The 18,756-nt window shown below is 66.0% G+C and carries 19 protein-coding genes, 4 tRNA genes and 1 pseudogene; 10 read left to right on the top strand and 14 right to left on the bottom strand.

What is annotated here, in order from left to right; translation table 11 throughout:
• Positions 1-114: 114 nt before the first annotated feature.
• From QZM15_RS06400 to rph, 6 genes are all read right to left on the bottom strand, one after another.
• Positions 115-408 (bottom strand): hypothetical protein, encoded by a 294-nt coding sequence (locus QZM15_RS06400; protein WP_302106057.1) that lies wholly within the window; start codon positions 406-408, stop codon positions 115-117.
• 294 nt (positions 409-702) lie between these two features.
• Positions 703-1,092: a hypothetical protein gene (locus tag QZM15_RS06395; RefSeq protein WP_059638897.1), complete on the bottom strand. Its 390-nt coding sequence runs from the start codon at positions 1,090-1,092 to the stop codon at positions 703-705.
• Positions 1,093-1,233: 141 nt separating this feature from the next.
• Positions 1,234-1,321 (bottom strand) — tRNA-Ser (locus QZM15_RS06390).
• 44 nt (positions 1,322-1,365) lie between these two features.
• Positions 1,366-2,580: a radical SAM family heme chaperone HemW gene (gene hemW, locus QZM15_RS06385; protein WP_060313069.1), complete on the bottom strand. Its 1,215-nt coding sequence runs from the start codon at positions 2,578-2,580 to the stop codon at positions 1,366-1,368.
• Between the two features lie 34 nt (positions 2,581-2,614).
• Positions 2,615-3,244 (bottom strand): RdgB/HAM1 family non-canonical purine NTP pyrophosphatase, encoded by a 630-nt coding sequence (gene rdgB, locus QZM15_RS06380; RefSeq protein WP_302106056.1) that lies wholly within the window; start codon positions 3,242-3,244, stop codon positions 2,615-2,617.
• Entirely contained in the window at positions 3,237-3,977 is a 741-nt protein-coding gene (rph, locus tag QZM15_RS06375; RefSeq protein ID WP_302106055.1) for a ribonuclease PH, read from the bottom strand. Before rph ends, rdgB begins: the two co-directional genes overlap by 8 nt.
• 174 nt (positions 3,978-4,151) lie before the next feature.
• Between rph and QZM15_RS06370 the strand changes: the two genes are divergently transcribed.
• From QZM15_RS06370 to QZM15_RS06355, 4 genes are all read left to right on the top strand, one after another.
• Positions 4,152-5,075, top strand: coding sequence for a YicC/YloC family endoribonuclease (locus QZM15_RS06370; protein ID WP_089464611.1), 924 nt, complete (start codon positions 4,152-4,154; stop codon positions 5,073-5,075).
• A 70-nt stretch (positions 5,076-5,145) separates the two neighbouring features.
• On the top strand, positions 5,146-5,829 hold the full coding sequence (gene gmk, locus QZM15_RS06365; protein ID WP_059574102.1) for a guanylate kinase: 684 nt from the start codon (positions 5,146-5,148) through the stop codon (positions 5,827-5,829).
• Between the two features lie 58 nt (positions 5,830-5,887).
• Positions 5,888-6,091, top strand: coding sequence for a DNA-directed RNA polymerase subunit omega (rpoZ, locus tag QZM15_RS06360; protein WP_006025620.1), 204 nt, complete (start codon positions 5,888-5,890; stop codon positions 6,089-6,091).
• Positions 6,092-6,154: 63 nt separating this feature from the next.
• A complete protein-coding gene (locus tag QZM15_RS06355; protein WP_027783823.1) occupies positions 6,155-8,521 on the top strand; it encodes a bifunctional (p)ppGpp synthetase/guanosine-3',5'-bis(diphosphate) 3'-pyrophosphohydrolase in 2,367 nt (788 codons plus the stop codon).
• 191 nt (positions 8,522-8,712) lie between these two features.
• Here QZM15_RS06355 and QZM15_RS06350 read toward each other — a convergent pair.
• From QZM15_RS06350 to QZM15_RS06340, 3 genes are all read right to left on the bottom strand, one after another.
• Positions 8,713-8,789: transfer RNA gene (locus QZM15_RS06350), tRNA-Arg, on the bottom strand.
• Positions 8,790-8,850: 61 nt separating this feature from the next.
• Positions 8,851-8,927: transfer RNA gene (locus QZM15_RS06345), tRNA-Arg, on the bottom strand.
• Between the two features lie 66 nt (positions 8,928-8,993).
• Positions 8,994-9,070: transfer RNA gene (locus tag QZM15_RS06340), tRNA-Arg, on the bottom strand.
• A 129-nt stretch (positions 9,071-9,199) separates the two neighbouring features.
• On the opposite strand from QZM15_RS06340, the gene greB reads away from it, so the two are divergent.
• The gene (greB, locus tag QZM15_RS06335) at positions 9,200-9,763 is read left to right on the top strand and encodes a transcription elongation factor GreB (RefSeq protein WP_006486618.1); all 564 of its coding nucleotides are present in this window, start codon (positions 9,200-9,202) and stop codon (positions 9,761-9,763) included.
• Positions 9,764-9,846: 83 nt separating this feature from the next.
• Here greB and QZM15_RS06330 read toward each other — a convergent pair whose 3' ends face one another.
• Together QZM15_RS06330 and QZM15_RS06325 are read right to left on the bottom strand one after the other, a co-directional pair.
• On the bottom strand, positions 9,847-10,992 hold the full coding sequence (locus QZM15_RS06330; protein ID WP_059898421.1) for a porin: 1,146 nt from the start codon (positions 10,990-10,992) through the stop codon (positions 9,847-9,849).
• A gap of 497 nt (positions 10,993-11,489) precedes the next feature.
• On the bottom strand, positions 11,490-11,756 hold the full coding sequence (locus tag QZM15_RS06325) for a hypothetical protein (RefSeq protein ID WP_059638904.1): 267 nt from the start codon (positions 11,754-11,756) through the stop codon (positions 11,490-11,492).
• A gap of 394 nt (positions 11,757-12,150) precedes the next feature.
• Between QZM15_RS06325 and QZM15_RS06320 the strand changes: the two genes are divergently transcribed.
• Together QZM15_RS06320 and QZM15_RS06315 are read left to right on the top strand one after the other, a co-directional pair.
• On the top strand, positions 12,151-12,354 hold the full coding sequence (locus QZM15_RS06320) for a cold-shock protein (RefSeq protein WP_006476615.1): 204 nt from the start codon (positions 12,151-12,153) through the stop codon (positions 12,352-12,354).
• Between the two features lie 141 nt (positions 12,355-12,495).
• The gene (locus QZM15_RS06315; protein ID WP_302106054.1) at positions 12,496-13,623 is read left to right on the top strand and encodes an exonuclease domain-containing protein; all 1,128 of its coding nucleotides are present in this window, start codon (positions 12,496-12,498) and stop codon (positions 13,621-13,623) included.
• Between the two features lie 33 nt (positions 13,624-13,656).
• Here QZM15_RS06315 and QZM15_RS06310 read toward each other — a convergent pair whose 3' ends face one another.
• Positions 13,657-14,247 carry a chorismate mutase gene (locus tag QZM15_RS06310; RefSeq protein WP_059574099.1) on the bottom strand — a complete coding sequence of 197 codons (591 nt, stop codon included), beginning with the start codon at positions 14,245-14,247 and terminating at the stop codon, positions 13,657-13,659.
• A gap of 223 nt (positions 14,248-14,470) precedes the next feature.
• Positions 14,471-14,575, bottom strand: a complete 105-nt coding sequence (locus QZM15_RS06305) for a chorismate mutase (protein ID WP_162484450.1) — start codon at positions 14,573-14,575, stop codon at positions 14,471-14,473.
• A gap of 239 nt (positions 14,576-14,814) precedes the next feature.
• On the opposite strand from QZM15_RS06305, the gene QZM15_RS06300 reads away from it, so the two are divergent.
• The 3 genes and pseudogenes from QZM15_RS06300 to QZM15_RS06290 form a co-directional block, all read left to right on the top strand.
• Positions 14,815-15,204, top strand: coding sequence for a DUF2946 domain-containing protein (locus QZM15_RS06300; RefSeq protein ID WP_226289795.1), 390 nt, complete (start codon positions 14,815-14,817; stop codon positions 15,202-15,204).
• A 128-nt stretch (positions 15,205-15,332) separates the two neighbouring features.
• Positions 15,333-17,696 carry a TonB-dependent receptor gene (locus QZM15_RS06295; protein ID WP_302106053.1) on the top strand — a complete coding sequence of 788 codons (2,364 nt, stop codon included), beginning with the start codon at positions 15,333-15,335 and terminating at the stop codon, positions 17,694-17,696.
• A 101-nt stretch (positions 17,697-17,797) separates the two neighbouring features.
• Positions 17,798-17,971 (top strand): annotated as a pseudogene (locus tag QZM15_RS06290) (TlpA family protein disulfide reductase); the annotation flags it as partial.
• Positions 17,972-18,051: 80 nt separating this feature from the next.
• On the opposite strand, the gene QZM15_RS06285 reads toward QZM15_RS06290, so the two are convergent.
• Entirely contained in the window at positions 18,052-18,306 is a 255-nt protein-coding gene (locus QZM15_RS06285; RefSeq protein ID WP_006476609.1) for a GlsB/YeaQ/YmgE family stress response membrane protein, read from the bottom strand.
• Positions 18,307-18,756 lie beyond the last annotated feature (450 nt).

Below are 18,756 nucleotides of genomic sequence, written 5' to 3'. Positions count from 1 at the left end.
CATGTTGCAAGGTTGAAAGCCGCGGCACGCTGCGATCATCCGGCCGCGCGGCCAGCCGATGCGGCGACCTCGACCGGCCTTCCGCGCCATCGCCGGCGATGCTTTGCGGCCGCGTCAGAAGCCGTGCGTCACGAGCGACAGTACCGACAGGTCGGGGTGCGTGCCGTCGATGATGCTCTTGCCGATGTGCACGGCTTCACGGGTCGCCTCGTCGATGCTCGCGAAGCTCTCCTCGCCGTCCGCGTGGAACGGCACCGCATGGCCGGGCAACGCGGGATTCACGCCCGGATGGCACACGTAGCCGGTGTAGGTATAGCGCGTGTCGCTGCCGGGCATCGCGGCCGGCACGACATGGATCTCGAAGCCTTCGTAATCGACGTGTTCCGTCGCGCTCGACAGGTCGGTCATGGCGATCTCCGTGTGCCGCGCGCACGGGTGGCGCGTGCGGCATCGAATACGCGGCGGCGTTTGTCGCCGTGTTGAACGAATTCTAGGTGATGGCGAGCGGGGTGGGGAGGCGTGCGGCGATGCGCGGCGGCATGCGCCCGGGCGCGCGTACCATGCCGATCCGGTGCCGATTCCTGAGCGCGATTGCGTTTGCGTTGGGCGCCGTGGTGTCGGTCGTCCTGCTGCTCCGCCTGCCGCTGCCCGGCGCGCATGCGCGTCCGTCTCGACTGATGAACGTGTCGCGTCGCGACTTCATTACTTGCAGCGCGCGTCCTTGCGCTGCACGACGACGATCACCGGATACTTCTGGCCGTGATCGAGTTCCACGCGCGCGACGACGGTCAGCGTCGCCGGATCGGAATCGTCGTATACGCTGACCTGTTCGTTGCGCAGATAGGTCACGCCGGTGCAGTTCGACGTGCGTCCGTCGTCACCCACCTTGCATTGAAGCTCGTTGTCCTTCAGGTAGTTGTATGGCGACGGGCTCGCGAGGTATTCGCTCAGGCCGCGCGGCGAACCGCCGACGCCGGTCACGTACGCGATCGCACACGATGCTTGCGCGTCGCCGGAGGCGGTGTCGGCCGCCGCATGCGTGCTGACGGCAACCAGCAGCGCGGCGAGCGACGAGACGAGGAAGGGCTTCATGACGTGGAGTTCCCGTTTCGCGAATCGGAGCGCGGGATTGTAACGGCATCCGGCGCGACGTGTCGGCTCGTGCGGGGCGCACGCGTGCGACAAACAAAAAACCCCGTCATTCTGCGAATGGACGGGGTTCGGCGAATTTCCTGGCGGAAGCGGTGAGATTCGAACTCACGGACAGTTTCCCGTCGCTGGTTTTCAAGACCAGTGCCTTAAACCGCTCGGCCACGCTTCCACACGAGGCGGCATTGTAACCGAAATGCCGCCTCGTTCATTCGTTCAGTCGTCGCGCAGGAACAATTCCTGCAGGTCGTTGAGGAAACGCTGGCCGAGCGGCGTCGGCGCGATTTGCGTGAAATCGCGCGTGATCAGTCCGCGCCGTTCCGCTTCCTTCAATGCCGGCTCGATCGTGCTCATCGGCAGGCCCGTGCGTTCCGCGAAGCTGTGCACGGGGAAACCCTCGACGAGCCGCAGCGTGTTCAGCATGAACTCGAACGGCAGGTCGCGCGCGCCGACCTCACGCTCTTCCTGCACGGCCGTGCCGGCCTTCGCCTGTTCGATGAAGGTCGCCGGATGCTTGTAGCGCGCCTGCCGCAGGATCCGGTTCGGGAACGACAGTTTCGTGTGGGCACCCGCGCCGATCCCGAGATAGTCGCCGAAGCGCCAGTAGTTCAGGTTGTGCTTGCACTGATGATTCGGCTTCGCGTACGCGGATACTTCGTAGCGCCCGTAGCCGGCTTCGGCCGTGCGCGCATGGATCCATTCCTGCATGTCGGCCGACGCGTCGTCATCGGGCACGACGGGCGGGAATTTCGCGAACAGCGTATTCGGCTCGAGCGTCAGGTGATACAGCGACAGGTGCGGCGGCGCGAACGACAGCGCCGTCTCGATGTCGGCGCGGCATTCGTCGAGCGTCTGGTTCGGCAGCGCGAACATCAGGTCGAGGTTGAAGTTGTCGAAGTTCTTCGCGGCGATCTCGACGGCCGCGCGTGCCTGCGCGGTGTCGTGAATCCGGCCGAGCGCCTTCAGGTGCGCCTCGTTGAAGCTCTGGATGCCGACCGACAGGCGGTTCACGCCGCTTGCGCGGAACTGCGCGAACTTCGCGGCTTCGAACGTGCCCGGATTCGCTTCCAGCGTGATCTCGGCATCGGCGTCGAGCGGCAGCAGCGCGCGCACGTCGGACAGCATCCGGTCGAGGCCGGCCGCCGACAGCAGGCTCGGCGTGCCGCCGCCGATGAACACGGTATGCACCTGCCGGCCCCACACGAGCGGCAGCGCCTGCTCGAGGTCGGCGCGCAACGCGTCGAGATACTCGGCTTCCGGAAACCGTTCGCCTTTCCATTCGTGCGAGTTGAAGTCGCAGTACGGGCACTTGCGCACGCACCACGGGAAATGCACATACAGCGCGAGCGGCGGCAGCGACGTGAGGCGTACCTGGCCGGGCGACGTGAAGGTCGCGACGACGCGTGCGCCGGTTTCCGCGGCCTGGCTCATGCGGCCTCCCGCTGCGGATGCGTGATGAAGACGATCATGCGGGTTCCTCTGCGAGCCGCGCGAGCAGCGCCTTCAGCGCGAGCGCGCGATGGCTGTGCGTGTTCTTGACGGCCGGCTCGAGTTCGGCTGCCGTCGCGCCGAGCGACGGCAGGTAGAAATACGGGTCGTAGCCGAATCCGTGCCCGCCGCGCGGCGTATCGACGATCTCGCCGGCCCAGCGGCCTTCGGCGAACAGCGGCTCGGGATCGTCCGCGTGACGCACGAGCGCGAGCACGCAGCAATAGTATGCGCGCCGGTCGCCGACGCCGCGCAGTTGCTCGACCAGGTACGCATTGTTCGCCGCGTCGCCCTTGTCGCGGCCCGCGCGCTGCGCGTAGCGCGCCGAATAGACGCCTGGTGCGCCGCGCAGCGCGCGCACGCACAGGCCGGAATCGTCGGCGATCGCCGGCAGCCCGGTGAGCCGCGACGCGTGGCGCGCCTTCGTCAGCGCATTCTCGATGAACGTGCCAAACGGCTCTTCCGCCTCGGGCACGGCCAGGTCGCCCTGCGGCATGATCTCGATGCCGACCGTGGAAAACAGCGCGGTGAATTCGCGCAGCTTGCCGGCGTTGTTCGACGCGAGCACGATGCGCGACAGCGGCGCGAGGGTGCGGTCGTCACGCATGGTTCGTGCCCAGGACAGCTTTCTGCAACTGCACGAGCTCGGCGATCCCGCCTTGCGCGAGGTCGAGCAGCGCATTCATCTCGGCGCGCGAGAACGGCACGCCTTCGGCCGTGCCCTGGACTTCGACGAAGCCGCCCGCGCCCGTCATCACGACGTTCATGTCGGTGTCGCAGCGCGAATCTTCCGCGTAGTCGAGGTCGAGCACCGGCGCGCCTTCGTACACGCCGACCGAGATCGCGGCGACGTGGTCGGTGATCGGCGAGTGCGCGAGCTTGCCGGCCGCGATCAGCGTCGACACGGCGTCGTGCGCGGCGACGAACGCGCCGGTGATGCTGGCCGTGCGCGTGCCGCCGTCGGCCTGGATCACGTCGCAGTCGATGTGGATCGTGCGCGGGCCGAGCGCCTCGAGATCGAACACCGCGCGCAGCGCGCGGCCGATCAGGCGCTGAATTTCCTGCGTGCGGCCCGTCTGCTTGCCGCGCGCGGCTTCACGGTCGCTGCGCGTGTGCGTCGCGCGCGGCAGCATCCCGTATTCGGCGGTCAGCCAGCCTTGCCCGCGCTCGCGCAGGAATTCGGGCACGCGCTCGGCGACGCTGGCGGTGCAGAGCACCTTGGTGTCGCCGAATTCGACCAGCACGGAGCCTTCGGCGTGTTTCGTGTAGTGGCGCGTGAGGGCGACCTTGCGCAGTTCGTCGGCGCGGCGGCCGCTCGGGCGGGAAACGGAAGACGTCATGGGGAAATCGCGGAAGGAGAGGAAACCCCGATTTTAGCGCCGAACGCCGCGCGCGCCCGGCGGGGTGTCCCGCAAAAATGGGATAATGCGCGCTTGCCGCCCCGCGCTTTGCGATGCGCCGGGCGCCTCGACATATCCCCCCGCCCGCGAGGGCATCAGACGGCGAGACGAACCATGATCTACAGCATGACGGGCTACGCGAGCGCGACGCGCGAACTCGCGACGGCCACCGGCAACGGCGGCACCAGCGTGTCGGTCGAACTGCGCACCGTGAACTCGCGCTTCCTCGATCTCAATTTCCGGATGCCGGACGACGTGCGCGCGTGCGAATCCGCGCTGCGCGAAATGCTGATGAACAAGCTGTCGCGCGGCAAGGTCGACGTGCGTATCAACCTGCAGCGCGGCGAGCAGAGCATCGGCGCGGGCGCGCTGAACCAGTCGGCGCTCGGCCAGCTTGCCGAACTCGAACGCGCGGTGCTCGATTCGTTCCCGGGCGTCGGCCGCCTGCGTGCGGGCGAGATCCTGCGCTGGCCCGGCGTGCTCGCCGAGAGCGGCGTGTCGGCCGAGGCGATCCGCGATGCGGTGCTCGCCTGCGGGAAGGAAGCGATCGGCGAGCTCGTCGTCGTGCGTTCGCGCGAAGGCGCGCAACTGGCGGCGATGCTGCTGTCGAACGTCACCGAGATGGAGGCGATCGTCGCGCGCATCACGCCGCTCGTGCCGGAGCTGATCGCGAAGCATCAGCAGAAGATCGTCGAGCGGCTGCAGGAAGCGCTCGGCCTCGCGGCGCCCGAAGGCGGCTCGACGGTCGTCACGCGCGAGGAAGCCGCGGAGCGCATCCGTCAGGAAGTGACGATGTACGGGATCCGGATCGATATCGCGGAAGAGCTGTCGCGGCTCACCGCGCACCTGAACGAAACGCGTCACGTGATCGAGAAGGGCGGCCGCGTCGGCAAGCGTCTCGACTTCATGATGCAGGAACTGAATCGCGAAGCGAACACGCTCGGCTCGAAGGCGGCGGCGAAGGAGCTCGCCGACGCGTCGATGGCGCTGAAGCTGCTGATCGAGCAGATGCGCGAGCAAGTGCAAAACCTGGAGTAAGAGAGATGAAACGACCCCCACGCTCACTATGTTTGCTGCCCTCCGAGGGGGCGGCCTGGCGGAGGCTGTCATGACCGATTCCCATCGCGACGGCCACGCGTCGCATTCGCTGCACGGCGGCGTCTATCCCGGTAACCTGTTCATGGTCGTCGCGCCGTCGGGCGCCGGCAAGTCGACGCTCGTGAATGCGCTGCTGTCGAAGGACAGCGACATCTGCCTGTCGATCTCGTACACGACGCGCAAGCCGCGCCCCGGCGAGCAGGATGGCCAGCACTACCACTTCACGACCGTCGAGGATTTTCGCGCGCGTCACGCGGCGCACGAATTCCTCGAGAGCGCGGAAGTGCACGGCAACTACTACGGCACGTCGCGCGTCTGGATCGAGGAGCAGATGCAGAACGGCCACGACGTGCTGCTCGAAATCGACTGGCAAGGCGCGTTGCAGGTGAAGAAGCAGTTCCGCAACGCGGTCGGCATCTTCATCCTGCCGCCGTCGCTCGACGCGCTCGAGGAGCGCCTGAAGAAGCGCGGCCAGGACGAGCCGAACGTGATCACGCGACGCCTGCTGGCGGCCGGCAGCGAGATCGCGCACGCGTCGGAAGCGGAATACGTGGTGATCAACGAGAATTTCGAGCGTGCGCTCGCGGAACTCGAATGCATCGTCGCGGCGACACGCCTGCGTTTTGCTTCGCAGTACGCGAGACACACGGAGCTGTTCATCGAGCTCGGCATCCATCTGCCCCACGCGGAATGACGCGGGGCACGAGGGACATAAGGTAGAATAAGGACTATATTCAGAAGGAATCACCAACATGGCTCGCATTACCGTCGAAGACTGCCTGAAGCAAATCCCGAATCGCTTCGAACTGGCGCTCGCCGCCACCTATCGCGCGCGGCAGCTCGCGCAAGGCCATACGCCGAAAATCGAAAGCCGCGACAAGCCGACCGTCGTCGCGCTGCGCGAAATCGCTGCCGGCCAGGTCGGCGTCGAGATGCTGAAGAAGGTGCCGGTGTAACGCGCATCCGGCCCGTTCCAGCCATGTAGTCCACGCGCGCAACGACTCGACCTGGAGGCGAATATGAGCACCACCCCATCGTCCGCCTCCGCGGATCCGACCACCGAAGCCACGGCCCAGTCGCCTGCGCGCCAGTACATCGACGCGGTTCTCGAACAATCCTTCCGGCATCTGTTCGGGCCGACCGCCACCCCGGAGCAGCCGCGCAAGCACGGCGTCGTTTCGATCGCGAAACTGACGGCCGCGCTTGCCGAGTATCTCGCTCCGGACGAAATCAAAGAGGTCAAGGCGGCGTTCCACTTCAGCGACGAAGCCCACCTCGGTCAATATCGCCAGAGCGGCGAACCCTACATCACCCATCCCGTCGCCGTCGCGGAAATCTGCGCCGGCTGGAAGCTCGACGCGCAGGCCGTGATGGCCGCGTTGCTGCACGACGTGATGGAAGACCAGGGCGTGACCAAGAACGAGCTGGCCGAGCGGTTCGGCCCGAAGGTCGCCGAACTGGTCGACGGCCTGTCGAAGCTCGACAAGATGGAATTCCGCAGCCGCGAGGAAGCGCAGGCGGAAAACTTCCGCAAGATGCTGCTCGCGATGGCGCGCGACGTGCGCGTCATTCTCGTGAAGCTCGCCGATCGCCTGCACAACATGCGCACGCTCGGCGCGGTGCCGATGGAAAAGCGCCGCCGCGTCGCGCGCGAAACGCTCGACATCTACGCGCCGATCGCGCACCGCCTCGGGTTGAACAACACGTATCGCGAGCTGCAGGACATGAGCTTCGCGAACTTCAACCCGCATCGCTACGCGACGCTCGAGAAGGCGGTGAAGGCCGCGCGCGGCAATCGCCGCGAAGTGATCAGCAAGATCCTCGAGGCCGCGCAGCGCGCGATGGCCGACGCGAAGATCGACGCCGAGATCACCGGCCGCGAGAAGACCATCTACAGCGTTTATCGCAAGATGCGCGACAAGCAGCTGTCGTTCTCGCAGGTGCTCGACGTGTACGGCTTTCGCGTCGTCGTCGACAGCCCGCTCGACTGCTACACGTGCATCGGCGCGCTGCACGCGCTGTACAAGCCCGTGCCCGGCAAGTTCAAGGATTACATCGCGATCCCTAAGATCAACGGCTATCAGTCGCTGCACACGACGCTCGTCGGCCCGTTCGGCGCGCCGATCGAGTTCCAGGTGCGCACGCGCAAGATGCACGAGATCGCCGAGGCGGGCGTCGCCGCGCACTGGCTGTACAAGAACGGCAGCGCCGATCTCAGCGACGTGCAGAAGCGCGCGCACCAGTGGCTGAAGTCGCTGCTCGACATCCAGAGCGAAGCGGGCGATTCGAGCGAATTCCTCGAGCACGTGAAGATCGACCTGTTCCCCGACGCGGTCTACGTGTTCACGCCGAAGTCGAAGATCATGGCGCTGCCGCGCGGTGCGACGGCGCTCGATTTCGCGTATTCGATCCACAGCGATCTCGGCAACCAGTGCGTGGCCGTGAAGATCAACAACGAGCTGCTGCCGCTGCGCACCGAGCTGAAGAGCGGCGACATCGTCGAAGTGATCACCGCGCCGTATTCGAAGCCGAATCCCGCGTGGCTCGGCTTCGTGCGTACCGGCAAGGCGCGCTCGGCGATCCGCCACTACCTGAAGACGATGCGCCTGAACGAGTCCGTGCAGCTGGGCGAGCGGCTCGTCGACCAGAGCCTGAAGGGCTATGGCCTCGCGCTGGCCGATGTCGAGCCGGAAGTGTGGGAGAAGCTCGTGCAGTGGACGGGCAACAAGAGCCGGCAGGAAATCTTCGCGGACATCGGCCTCGGCCGCCGCGTCGCCGCGGTGATGGCCAAGCGCATCGAGGTGCTGATGAGCGGCCGCGACGCGGACGACGATCTGCCGAAGTCCGAGCGGCATCCCGCGCATCATGCGCCGCCGGTCGTGATTACTGGCACCGAAGGGATGTCCGTGCAGTTGTCCGCATGCTGCCGGCCGATCCCGGGCGACGCGATCATGGGTTACATCGGCATCGGTCTGGGCATGGCGATTCATACGACGGATTGCCGTGTCGCGCAGCGCATCCATCGCCGCGATCCGGGCCGCTGGATCGACGTCGAATGGGCGCCGCAGCCGGGCCGCCTGTTCGATGTCGCGGTGAAGGCGCTCGTGAAGAACACGAAGGGCATCTTCGCGCGCGTCGCGGCGGACATCACGTCGGCCGACGCGAACATCGTCCATATCGCGATGGACGAGGATCTGACCCACGAATCGACGGTGCTGCGCTTCGTGATCCAGGTCAGCGACCGCGTGCATCTCGCGAACGTGATGCGGCGCGTGAGAACCAATCCGGACGTGATGCGGATCATGCGAGAGCGCTCGACCGACGACGGGGCGCATGCGCGCCACGACGGTGGCATGCGCATCGAGCGCGAGCGGCAGGATTACTGACATTCACGCGCCCCTTCGCGGGGGAAGGCGGTGATCCACGGACGGCGGCCAATGGCCGCCGTTTTCGTCGGGGCGGGCGAAACTGCACGCGACGTTTGCCGAGGGCGTGCGGGGCGATGGTGCGGACGAGGGGGGGTGCCAAGCGGGCGCAAAAAGAAAAAGGGCTTTCCCGGAGGAAAGCCCTTTTAAAGTGGCGCGGCTGGCAGGATTCGAACCCACGACCCCTTGGTTCGTAGCCAAGTACTCTATCCAACTGAGCTACAGCCGCACGCAAAACGGTACTGCTTCAACTGTCGGAACCTTCTGCGATGGGAAGGCCCCCAAATAAGTGGCGCGGCTGGCAGGATTCGAACCCACGACCCCTTGGTTCGTAGCCAAGTACTCTATCCAACTGAGCTACAGCCGCACGCAACAACACACTTCTACTGCTTCGAACTGAAAGGGCCTTCGGTTCGGAAGGCCCTCGAAAAGGTGGCGCGGCTGGCAGGATTCGAACCCACGACCCCTTGGTTCGTAGCCAAGTACTCTATCCAACTGAGCTACAGCCGCACGCAGAAGCGGAAGTATAGCAGAGTCGTATAAAAAGGGAAGCCTTATTCGCGAATTTGGTGCGATGGCCTTGGCCGGGCGCCCTTCGTGTACCCTTGGAGGATCAGTCATTCACGTTGAATCCGCATCATGAACAAGGCGTTTGTCAAAGAGTCGGACGGTGACGACGACGATCTCGACCCGGCTCAACCCGCGATTCCGGCGGGCGCGAAGAACTACATCACGCCGGCCGGCCACAAGCGGCTGAGGGACGAGCTGCTGAACCTGATCGACGTCGAACGTCCCGAGGTCGTGCGGCTGGTGTCGTGGGCGGCCTCGAACGGCGACCGGTCGGAGAACGGCGACTACATCTACGGCAAGCGGCGGCTTCGCGAGATCGATCGCCGCATCCGCTTCCTGACGAAGCGGCTCGACCTCGCCGAGGTCGTCGACGCGAGCCGGCAGGAGAACGTCGACCAGGTTTTTTTCGGCGCGACGGTCGATTACGAGACGCCGGACGGCGAGGACCACACGGTGACGATCGTCGGCATCGACGAGGTCGATCTCGACCGCGGCTGCGTCAGCTGGATTTCGCCGGTCGCGCGTGCGCTGATCAAGGCGAAGATCGGCGATACCGTCACGCTGATGACGCCGGCCGGCCCTCAGCCGATCGACATACTCGACGTCCGGTATCCGGCGCGCGGCGACGCCTGAGCGTCGGCCGGCGCGACGCGGCAAAGCAAAAGCGCCCCGTCGGGGCGCTTCGTCTTTCCGCGTACGGCGAATGTGCCGGTCGCTCAGAAGCGATGGCGCAAGCCGGCCGTGACCGCGATCTGCTTGTTGGTCGACGATGCGGCGCCCAGCCCGTTGATGTTGGCGCCGAGGTCGAGCCCGTCGCTGTTGACCTTCTGGAACTCGCCCTGCAGGTACACGTCGGTGCGCTTCGACAGCGCGTAGTCGGCTTGCAGGTTGAACTGGTGCCAGGTCGGCTTGTCGCCGGACAGGCGGCCCTGCGTATACGTGTAGGAGCCGGCGAGCGACAGGGCCGGCGTCAGCGCGTAGCGGCCGTTGACTTCGTAGTTGCTGAAGCGGCCGCTGTCGCCAAGGCCCGTGATGCCGCCCGTCACGCCCGATTGGCCGGCGCTGATCGCGCGCAGGCCGCTAAGGCGCGTCTGCGTGAACACGAAGCCGACCGTCGCGGGGCCGAACCCGTAATTCAGGCCGGCGCCCCAGGTACGCTGCACGCGCGACGCGAAGGTCCAGTCGCCGGTGACCGCACCCGGATCGGAGGCGGCCTGCGCGAGCGCGTTGACGTCGCTGTTCAACTGCAGGTAGGCCGCGGCGAAATTGAAGCCGAGGTAGCTGTACGACACGCCGCCGCTATACGCACGGTTGTTCGCGAACGCCGACGAATTCGAGAACCCGTACAACGCGCCGAACTTGAGGCCGCCGTAGTTCGCGCTCTGGTACTTGACCGAGTTGTTGATCCGGAACGAGTTGTTCAGGTTGTCGTTGTCGAACGGGTGAGCGAACTGGGTGCCGCCATACTGGGTACCGGTCAGCGACAGCGGCCCGAGATAGTCGACCACGCTGTCGTATTGACGGCCCAGCGTCAGCGAGCCGTAGGTGGTGTGCGCGAGGCCCACGAACGCCTGCCGGCCGAATTCGCGGCCGTTCTGCTTGAGCGTGCCGTTGTTGATGCCGAAACCGTTTTCCAGCGTGAAGATGGCTCTCAGGCCGCCGCCGAGATCCTCGGTGCCGCGCAAGCCCCATCGGCTGCCGTTGATCGAACCGCTCGTTTCCTGCCAGGCGCTGTGGCCATGCTGATTGTTCGTGTAGGTGATGCCTGCGTCGATCAGGCCGTACAGCGTCACGCTGCTTTGCGCATGGGCTGCGGTGACGAATACACCCGACAACGCGGCGACGATCAAGGTCTTTTTCATGGATCTGTCTCCAAACAGGATGTCGATCGAACCTGCGGCGGACTGGCCGTGTTCGCCTGACGCCGTAGTCGCTCCGGCGGCGCGGCCGTGCGATCGTCAGAAAGCCACCTTCAGTGTATGAAGGGCGCCGAGCGAGGGCGGCTGGCGCTTTAAGAAATAATGTATTTTGGAATCCGCAAAAATCGACGGGTGCGCGCGAACGCTTGTCACGCAAGGACTTGCGGCGGTGCAGCGAAAGGAAGCAGCAATGGGAACGACGTAACGGGCGTTGCGCGGCCGCGACAGACAGTCAGCAGCGAGCGGGGGCTTCTATAGCGTGATTATTGACACATCGGCAATAGAGGTTTGTGTGGAGCATGGATAATGAAAGGTAGTTCTCTCGCTATACTGCGATCTCTGCTTTCCGAAGCAGACTTTTTCGTTGACGGAAAAGATCTCCAAACCTTTGTCGGCGCGACTTCCCAGTCGCGCTTTTTTTTGCCCCGTTGCCCGCCGCGCTACCGCGTGTACGAGCGGCGCTTGCGCTTGCCCGCAGGCGCGGCATCTTCTGCTTCGACCGGCAGCGGCGTGTAGGTCCAGTCTTCCATCACGTAGTGACGGGCATCCAGAGGCGATGCGAGCAGGTTCTGCCAGTGATCGCCGTGCCACGTCATATCGAATTCGGCGTCGCACGGCGCTTCGCGCGCGGACTCGGCCAGGGCGCGGGACTTGCGACGTACGCGCCCGAGCCGGCTCGCGAAGCGCTTGATTCCGTCCAGCCACATGACCCTCTCCTTCCTTTCGGCGTTGCTTCAGGATCGCAATGTCTCCGCATTTCCGCAACCCGGAAAAAACCCGAGGATTTTACCGGGTCGATTTGTCCCCGGTAGAAATTTCGCGCCCGATGATTATCGAGGATCCGATCCCGGTAATGTTGACAGGTTTTTGATGCGAATCAATTAATCAAGGATGATGGTGTACCGATTCCAGCGGTATTAGCATCTTTTCGATAAAGCACACGTCAAAAATTTTCTTGACGCACCCGGATTGTCCAATTTATAAAGTCAGCACTCCGTCCTCGGGCGGCGCGCCGGTGCGGATGCCGGCGCAATGTTTCGGGATTTCGGGTAACGGCTATAAAAATAGCTTTTTTGATCTTATCGAGTGGGGAACGCAGACATGGATACCGGTATCGTGAAATGGTTTAACGATGCTAAAGGTTTTGGGTTTATTACGTCGGACAATGGCGGTGAAGATTTGTTTGCGCACTTTTCCGAAATCCGGATGGACGGCTTCAAGACGCTGAAGGAAAACCAGCGTGTTTCGTTCGACGTCAAAGTCGGGCCGAAAGGCAAGCAGGCAGCGAATATCCAGGCGGTCTGACGCGCCTCGCATTGCCGATCACGTCCGGCCCCCGCATCGCGGGGGCTTTTTGTTTTCCGGGGACGGAGCATGCCGGCTCGGGCTGGCCGCGAGTACGCATGCCGGTGCATACTCACGAAAGCACCGTTTCCCAGTCTTTTCATGTCCGATTCCCGTCCGCCCGATCCCGCCAGCGAACAGCCGCTAGTCTTCGTCGACCTTGAAACCACCGGCGGCTCGTCCGCCGACCATCGCATCACCGAAATCGGCGTGGTCGAAATCGGGCCGCTCGGCGTGTCGACGTGGTCGAGCCTCGTCAATCCGGGGCAGGCGATTCCGCCGTTCATCCAGCAACTGACGGGCATCTCGGACGCGATGGTGCGCGATGCGCCGACGTTCGCGTCGCTCGCGCCGGCGCTGTTCGAGCGGCTCGACGGCAAGCTGTTCGTCGCGCACAACGCGAGCTTCGATCGCGGCTTCCTGCGCGCCGAATTCGAGCGAGCCGGGCTCGCCTTCAATCCCGATGTGCTCTGTACCGTACGGCTGTCGCGCGCGCTGTTTCCGCGCGAATCGCGGCACGGGCTCGATGCGTTGATCGAGCGGCATGGGCTCGTGCCGGCCGCGCGCCACAGGGCGCTGGCCGATGCCGACCTCCTCTGGCAGTTCTGGCGCCAACTGCACGACATCGTGCCGCTCGAGCGGCTGCGCGACCAGATTGCGCGGACGACGCGCCACTTCCGTCTGGGCGGCGACCTGACCGAGGCGTGGCTGGATACCGCGCCGGCAGGGTGCGGCGCGTATGCGCTGTTCGGCGAGCGCGACGAAGCGCTGTATGTCGGCCGCAGCGTGCGCGTGCGGCAGCGGCTGCGCGCGCTGCTGACCGGCGAGCGCCGGTCGTCGAAGGAAATGCGGCTGGCGCAGCAGGTGCGGCGCGTCGAGTGGCGCGAGACCGGCAACGAGCTCGGGGCGATGCTTGCCGAAGCGCAATGGATCGCGCGGTTGCGTCCGTCGTACAACCGGCGCCCCGCAGCCGATGCCGCCCGCGCGGGCGGTGCGCCCTGGCCGTTCGACGGCGCGGTCGCGTTCGAGGCGAACGGCGAGCGCCGCCTGTTTCACGTGATCGACGGCTGGTGCTATCTCGGTTCGGCGGAATCGCTCGATGCGGCCGCGCGGCTCGTGGCCGACGCGGCGGGCGGGGCGTTCGAACCCTTCACCCATCGCCTGCTGCAGCCGCATCTCGCGCGCGGCCTGCAGATGATTCCGCTCGTGGCGCTCACGCCGGCCGATTGAGCGCGGCGGCCCGCGTCCGTCGCCTCGCCTGCGTCAGCCGATCGCGCTGGCCCCGCCGGCGGCGCACACGTGTGACAGCGCGGTATCGAGGGCCTGCGTCTGCCTCGAATCGTAACGCGTGAGCGTCTTCCAGTTCGCGATGCTGCGCGCGAGCCGCGCCTGGCAATCGGGCGCCTCGCGCAGCGGGGCGACCTGCGCGAGACCGGCGAGCATTTTCTGCGTCAGCCGGTCGAGTGCCGGCCGCGTGCTGGTCGCGAGGTCGGGCGGCGTGCCTTCCGGCGGCCGCGTCGTGCGCCAGGTCGCGAACAGTGCGTTCTGCACGTCCTTGCTCGCCGTGATCTGATCCTCGAAGAAGGTTCGGGCAAACGCGGGATCGACGCCGGCCTGGACGGCGCGTTTTTCGACCGCGGTGAGCAGCGCCGCTTCGCGCGGCTGGTCCTCGATGGCCTTGTGATTCGCCCATTTCCATCGCGCGACCGGTTCGGCGAGCGCGAGCCGCTGCGACGCGAGCGCGACGATGTTGGTGAGGGCGGTGTCGTCGCCGTCTGCACGGGCGGTATGCGGGGAGAAGAGGGCGACGCCGAGCGCGGCGACAGCGAGGCTGGCACGAATGGCTTGCTTCATCGGAACGATCGGGAGAGCCGGGCGGGCCGGACGTGGAAAACCAGAAGGATAGACGAAGACAGTCGCGCGGCGTAGCGTCGCGACAGCAGAATCAGCAGGCGAGCCGATCCGGCACCGTCAGGCTGTTGCGGCCCGGGTGCGAGGCGAATGGCGCGCGAGGCGCACGGATGAACCGCACGATAGCGATGATCGACACGTGGCGGTTACAGAACCGAACTGACGTTCACTTCGGCGAGTACAGCTTGTGCTGCTCGTCGAAGAATGCCCGAACGTGCTCGGGCAACTCGGCGAGGAATTCCACGCCGACGGGTTCCGGATCCGGGCTCATCACTTGCTCGGGCGGTGGCATGCGAGTTGGTCTTTCGTCCATGATCGTTTCTCCAGCAGGTTCAATGATTATCAACCTCGCGCTCGGATTTATGCCAGCGTCGAATCGTTAGATTTTGTCTCTGTTGTATTAACGGCACATGCGCTCCGACGCGCGGTGCGATGCCCGGTATGGCAACCGCGCGATCGGCAACGGTAGGGCCGCTTGCTATACTTGCGCGCACTTTTTCCTGGACCGCGATGAGACGAACGACGCGATGGATCGGCCTCGTATGGCTGGCGCTGGTACTGAACGTACTGTCGCCCGTCGTCGGCTACGCGCGTCTGGCGTCGAACGGCTCCGGCACGCTCACGCTCGAGTTGTGCAGTGCAGCGGGCGCGCGTCAGGTCGTGCTCGCGCAAACGGGCGACGACCGCGATACGTCGTCGTTCGACCATGCCGGCGTCCCGCATTGCGTGTACTGCCCCGGCTTCGCGGCGAACGTCGCGCTGGGCGCGAGCCCGCCCGCGATGCCGAGCTTCGTGCGCACGTTCGCGTACCGGGTGGCCGCGCCGCTCGTCCCCGACGTGCGCTGCAAGGGCATCCGTCTCGCGCAGCCGCGCGCCCCGCCTGAAAACGTTCCGGTCTGATTGATGTCGTCCGCGCGCCCTGGTGGCGTGCGAGCCGCCCGCGGCTCCGGCCCGCGCGTCGCGTCGTTCGTGCGCGATTCGCGCCCCGGTGTCCGGCGGCGTCCGATCACGTTTTCAGGAACTCACTCATGTCGTCTCCCTTTGCCGCGCGGCCGTCGCGCGGCCAGCTCGCGCTCGCATGCGCGGCCGCTTTCGCATGGCCGGCCGCTTACGCGGCTTCAGCCGACGATGCACGTGCCGAGGCCGCCCGCGGCGGTCACGTCGATCGTCCTGCCGCCACCGCGCCGGCCTCCGCCGGTGTCGCCGCATCGGCCGCGCCGGCCGGCGAGACGCTGTCCGCCGTCAGCGTGACCGCGCAGCGGCAACCCGTCGACCCGGATACGCCGGCCGTCGTCACGTCGATCACCCGCGAGCAGATCGATGCGCACATCAACGTCACGACCGAGGACGCGCTGAAGTACGCGCCGAACCTGATGATTCGCAAGCGCTACATCGGCGACCGCAATAGCGTATTCGCGGGCCGCGACTTCAATGAACTGCAGAGCGCGCGCGGGCTCGTCTATGCCGACGGCGTGCTGCTGTCGAACCTGCTCGGTTCGAGCTATGCGTACCCGCCGCGCTGGTCGCTGATTCCGCCCGACGACATCGCGCGCGTCGACGTGCTCTATGGCCCGTTTTCCGCGCTGTATCCGGGCAACTCGATCGGCTCGACCGTGCTGCTCACCACGCGCCGCCCGGAACAGCTCGAGGCGTCGCTGTCGACGCAGTTCTTCACGCAGCGTTACCACGACGGCTACGGATTCGCGGACAGCTTCGGCGGCAATCACCAGACCGCGCGGATCGCGAACCGCGTCGGCCGGTTCTGGTTCGCGCTGTCGCTCGACCGGCTGGAAAACGACGGCCAGCCGATGCAGTATGCGAGCCCCAATTCCGCCTACAACCCGAAGCTGGGCGCCGCCGTCCCGGTGGCGGGCGCGGCGACCGACATCGGACCCAACGGCAAGCGGCGGACCCTCGTCGGCGCGCAGACGATCGAGCGAACCGAGCAGCTCAACGAGACGGTGCGGATGGGCTATGCGTTTTCCGATCACGTCGATGCGACGTTGACGCTCGGGCATTGGGAGAACCATTACCGGCAGCACGGCGAGACCTTCCTGCGCGACGCGACGGGCAAGCCGGTCTACGGCGGCAACGTGTCGATCGGCGGCCAGAACATGACTGTCGCGCCGAACGCGTTCGCGCCGCAGCGCGGCGACCAGGAGAACTGGCTGTACGCGCTCGGGTTGAACGGCCGGCTCGATTCCGGCTGGCGGCTGTCGGGCGTCGTGTCCGCGTACGACGTCTCGCGCGACGTGCTGCGCGCGGCCTCGACCGTGCAGGGCGGGGCGGGTACGCTGTTCGAGGGCGACGGCACCGGCTGGCGCACGCTCGACCTGAAGGCCGAGGCGCCGGAAGTGAAAGGCCATACGTTCACGTTCGGCTATCACTACGACAACTACTTCCTGCGCAACGCCACGTACAACACGGCCGACTGGCTGGCCGGGCCGACCACGTCGCTCGCGAGCGTCTATCGCGGCGATACGCGCACGCAGGCGCTGTTCGGGCAGGACGCGTGGCGCTTCGCGCCGGGCTGGCTCGCGACGCTCGGGCTGCGCTACGAGCGCTGGGACGCGTATGGCGGCGCGCTCGGCAATGCGAACGGCACGCTCGGCTATGCGGACCGGAGCGCGAACGCGCTGTCGCCGAAAGTCGCGCTGCAATGGGACGCGACGGATGTCTGGCGCTTCCGGCTGTCGTTCGCGACCGGCACGCGGTTTCCGACGGTCGGCGAGCTGTTCCAGGGCACGATTTCGAATAACGCGATCGTCAACAACAACCCGAACCTGCGGCCGGAAAAGGCGATCGACTGGGATTTCACGGCCGAACGCGACGTGGGTGTCGGCGTCGTGCGCGCCAGCGTGTTCCAGAGCGACCTGCGCGATTCGATCTACAGCCAGACGACGGTGGCGGGTGCGACCACCGTCACCAACGTGTCGAACGTCGACCGCGTGCGCGTACGCGGCGTCGAACTCGCGTTCAGCGGCGAGAACGTCGGGCTGCGCCGGCTGAACATCGACGCGAACGTATCGGCGAGCAACGCGCAGATTCTCGCCGATGCCGCGAACCCGGCCTACGTCGGTTCGCGCTTTCCGCGGATTCCGCGCATGCGCGCGAACCTGCTCGCGTCGTATCGCTTCGACGAGCACTGGCTGGCGAGCGTCGGCGTGCGCTACTCGGGCCGTCAGTTCAACACGCTCGACAACAGCGACGTGAATCCGGACGTCTACGGCGGCACGAGCTCGTTTACGGTCGTCGATCTGAAGGCGCGCTATCGATTCGATCGTCACTGGAGCGCGTCGGCGGGCATCGACAACCTGACGGACCGCCGCTACTACGTGTTCCACCCGTATCCGGGTCGCACGTTCTATGGGGAACTGAAGTGGTCGCTGTGAAACCGTTCGCGGCAGGCTGCGCGCCGCGGCTCGCGACGCCGTCGTCCGCCGGCGCGCACGAGGCGCTCGGCGGGCCGAAAGCCGCCGATTCGCAGGGCGTGCAGTATGCGAACGCGGAGACGATACCCCAGCGGCTGCGGGTGGCGCTCGATGCGCAATGGAGAGGGGAGATGCCGCGCACCCTGTGGATCGGGCGCGATGGTGTGCGTGAAGCTTGCAGCGGATCGCTGACGGCCGACGTGCTCGACGGCGGCTTGCGGCACGCGAAGCGTCGGCGGAGCCGGTGGCGCGCGGCGAACGCGCCGCGCGCCGGCCCGATGCGAAAACGCGCCCGAAGGCGCGTGGAGAGAAAACGTCAGGCCGCTCGCCTGAATAGGCGGATCACGAACAGCAGGATCACCGCGCCGATGACCGCGACGATCACCGAGCCGATGAAGCCGCTGCCGATGCTGATGCCGAGCAGTCCGGCAAGCCAGCCGCCAATCACCGCGCCGACGATCCCGACGATGATGTCGACGATCAGCCCGAAGCCGCCGCCCTTCACGAGCAAGCCGGCCAGCCAGCCGGCGATCGCGCCGATGATGAGCCACATAATCAAGCCATGAGTCATGGTGGTGCTCTCCTTGGGTTGAGTCGAAATGACCGGGCACGGGCGGTCGCGCGCCGCAAGCTGGTTGAAAGCGGCTGCGGCCGCCGCACCGCCCACGCAATGTAACGCGATAGGCGGGTCGGAATCGTTAAGTAATGTTATGCACCCTTAAGGAGATTTTCCAGGGCGATTTGTCTGCGTACGGCTCGATTCGTACGCGCACCGCGCATGGCGCACGGCCAAGCCGGTCTGCAGGAATGAGGCGGTGCCGAAAATTCATCGATCGGGCGCATCGTGGCGTGCATGGGCGCCTCGGGCAGTCCGTCGGCAGCGTCGGCTGTCAGCCGCGCAACGGTCGCGGCATCGCCGATCGCCAGCAGTGCGAAACGGGTAGGCAAGGGCGAGCAAGAGCGACGTATCGGCTTCACCGATCCGGGGCATCGTGTGGCCCGCGCGGCGGTGTAGAGGGCG

Source organism: Burkholderia sp. AU44665 (genome assembly GCF_030504405.1).
Classification (GTDB): Bacteria; Pseudomonadota; Gammaproteobacteria; order Burkholderiales; family Burkholderiaceae; genus Burkholderia; species Burkholderia semiarida.
Note: the sequence above shows the minus strand (reverse complement) of the source record. Positions and strands in the feature narration are given on the sequence as shown.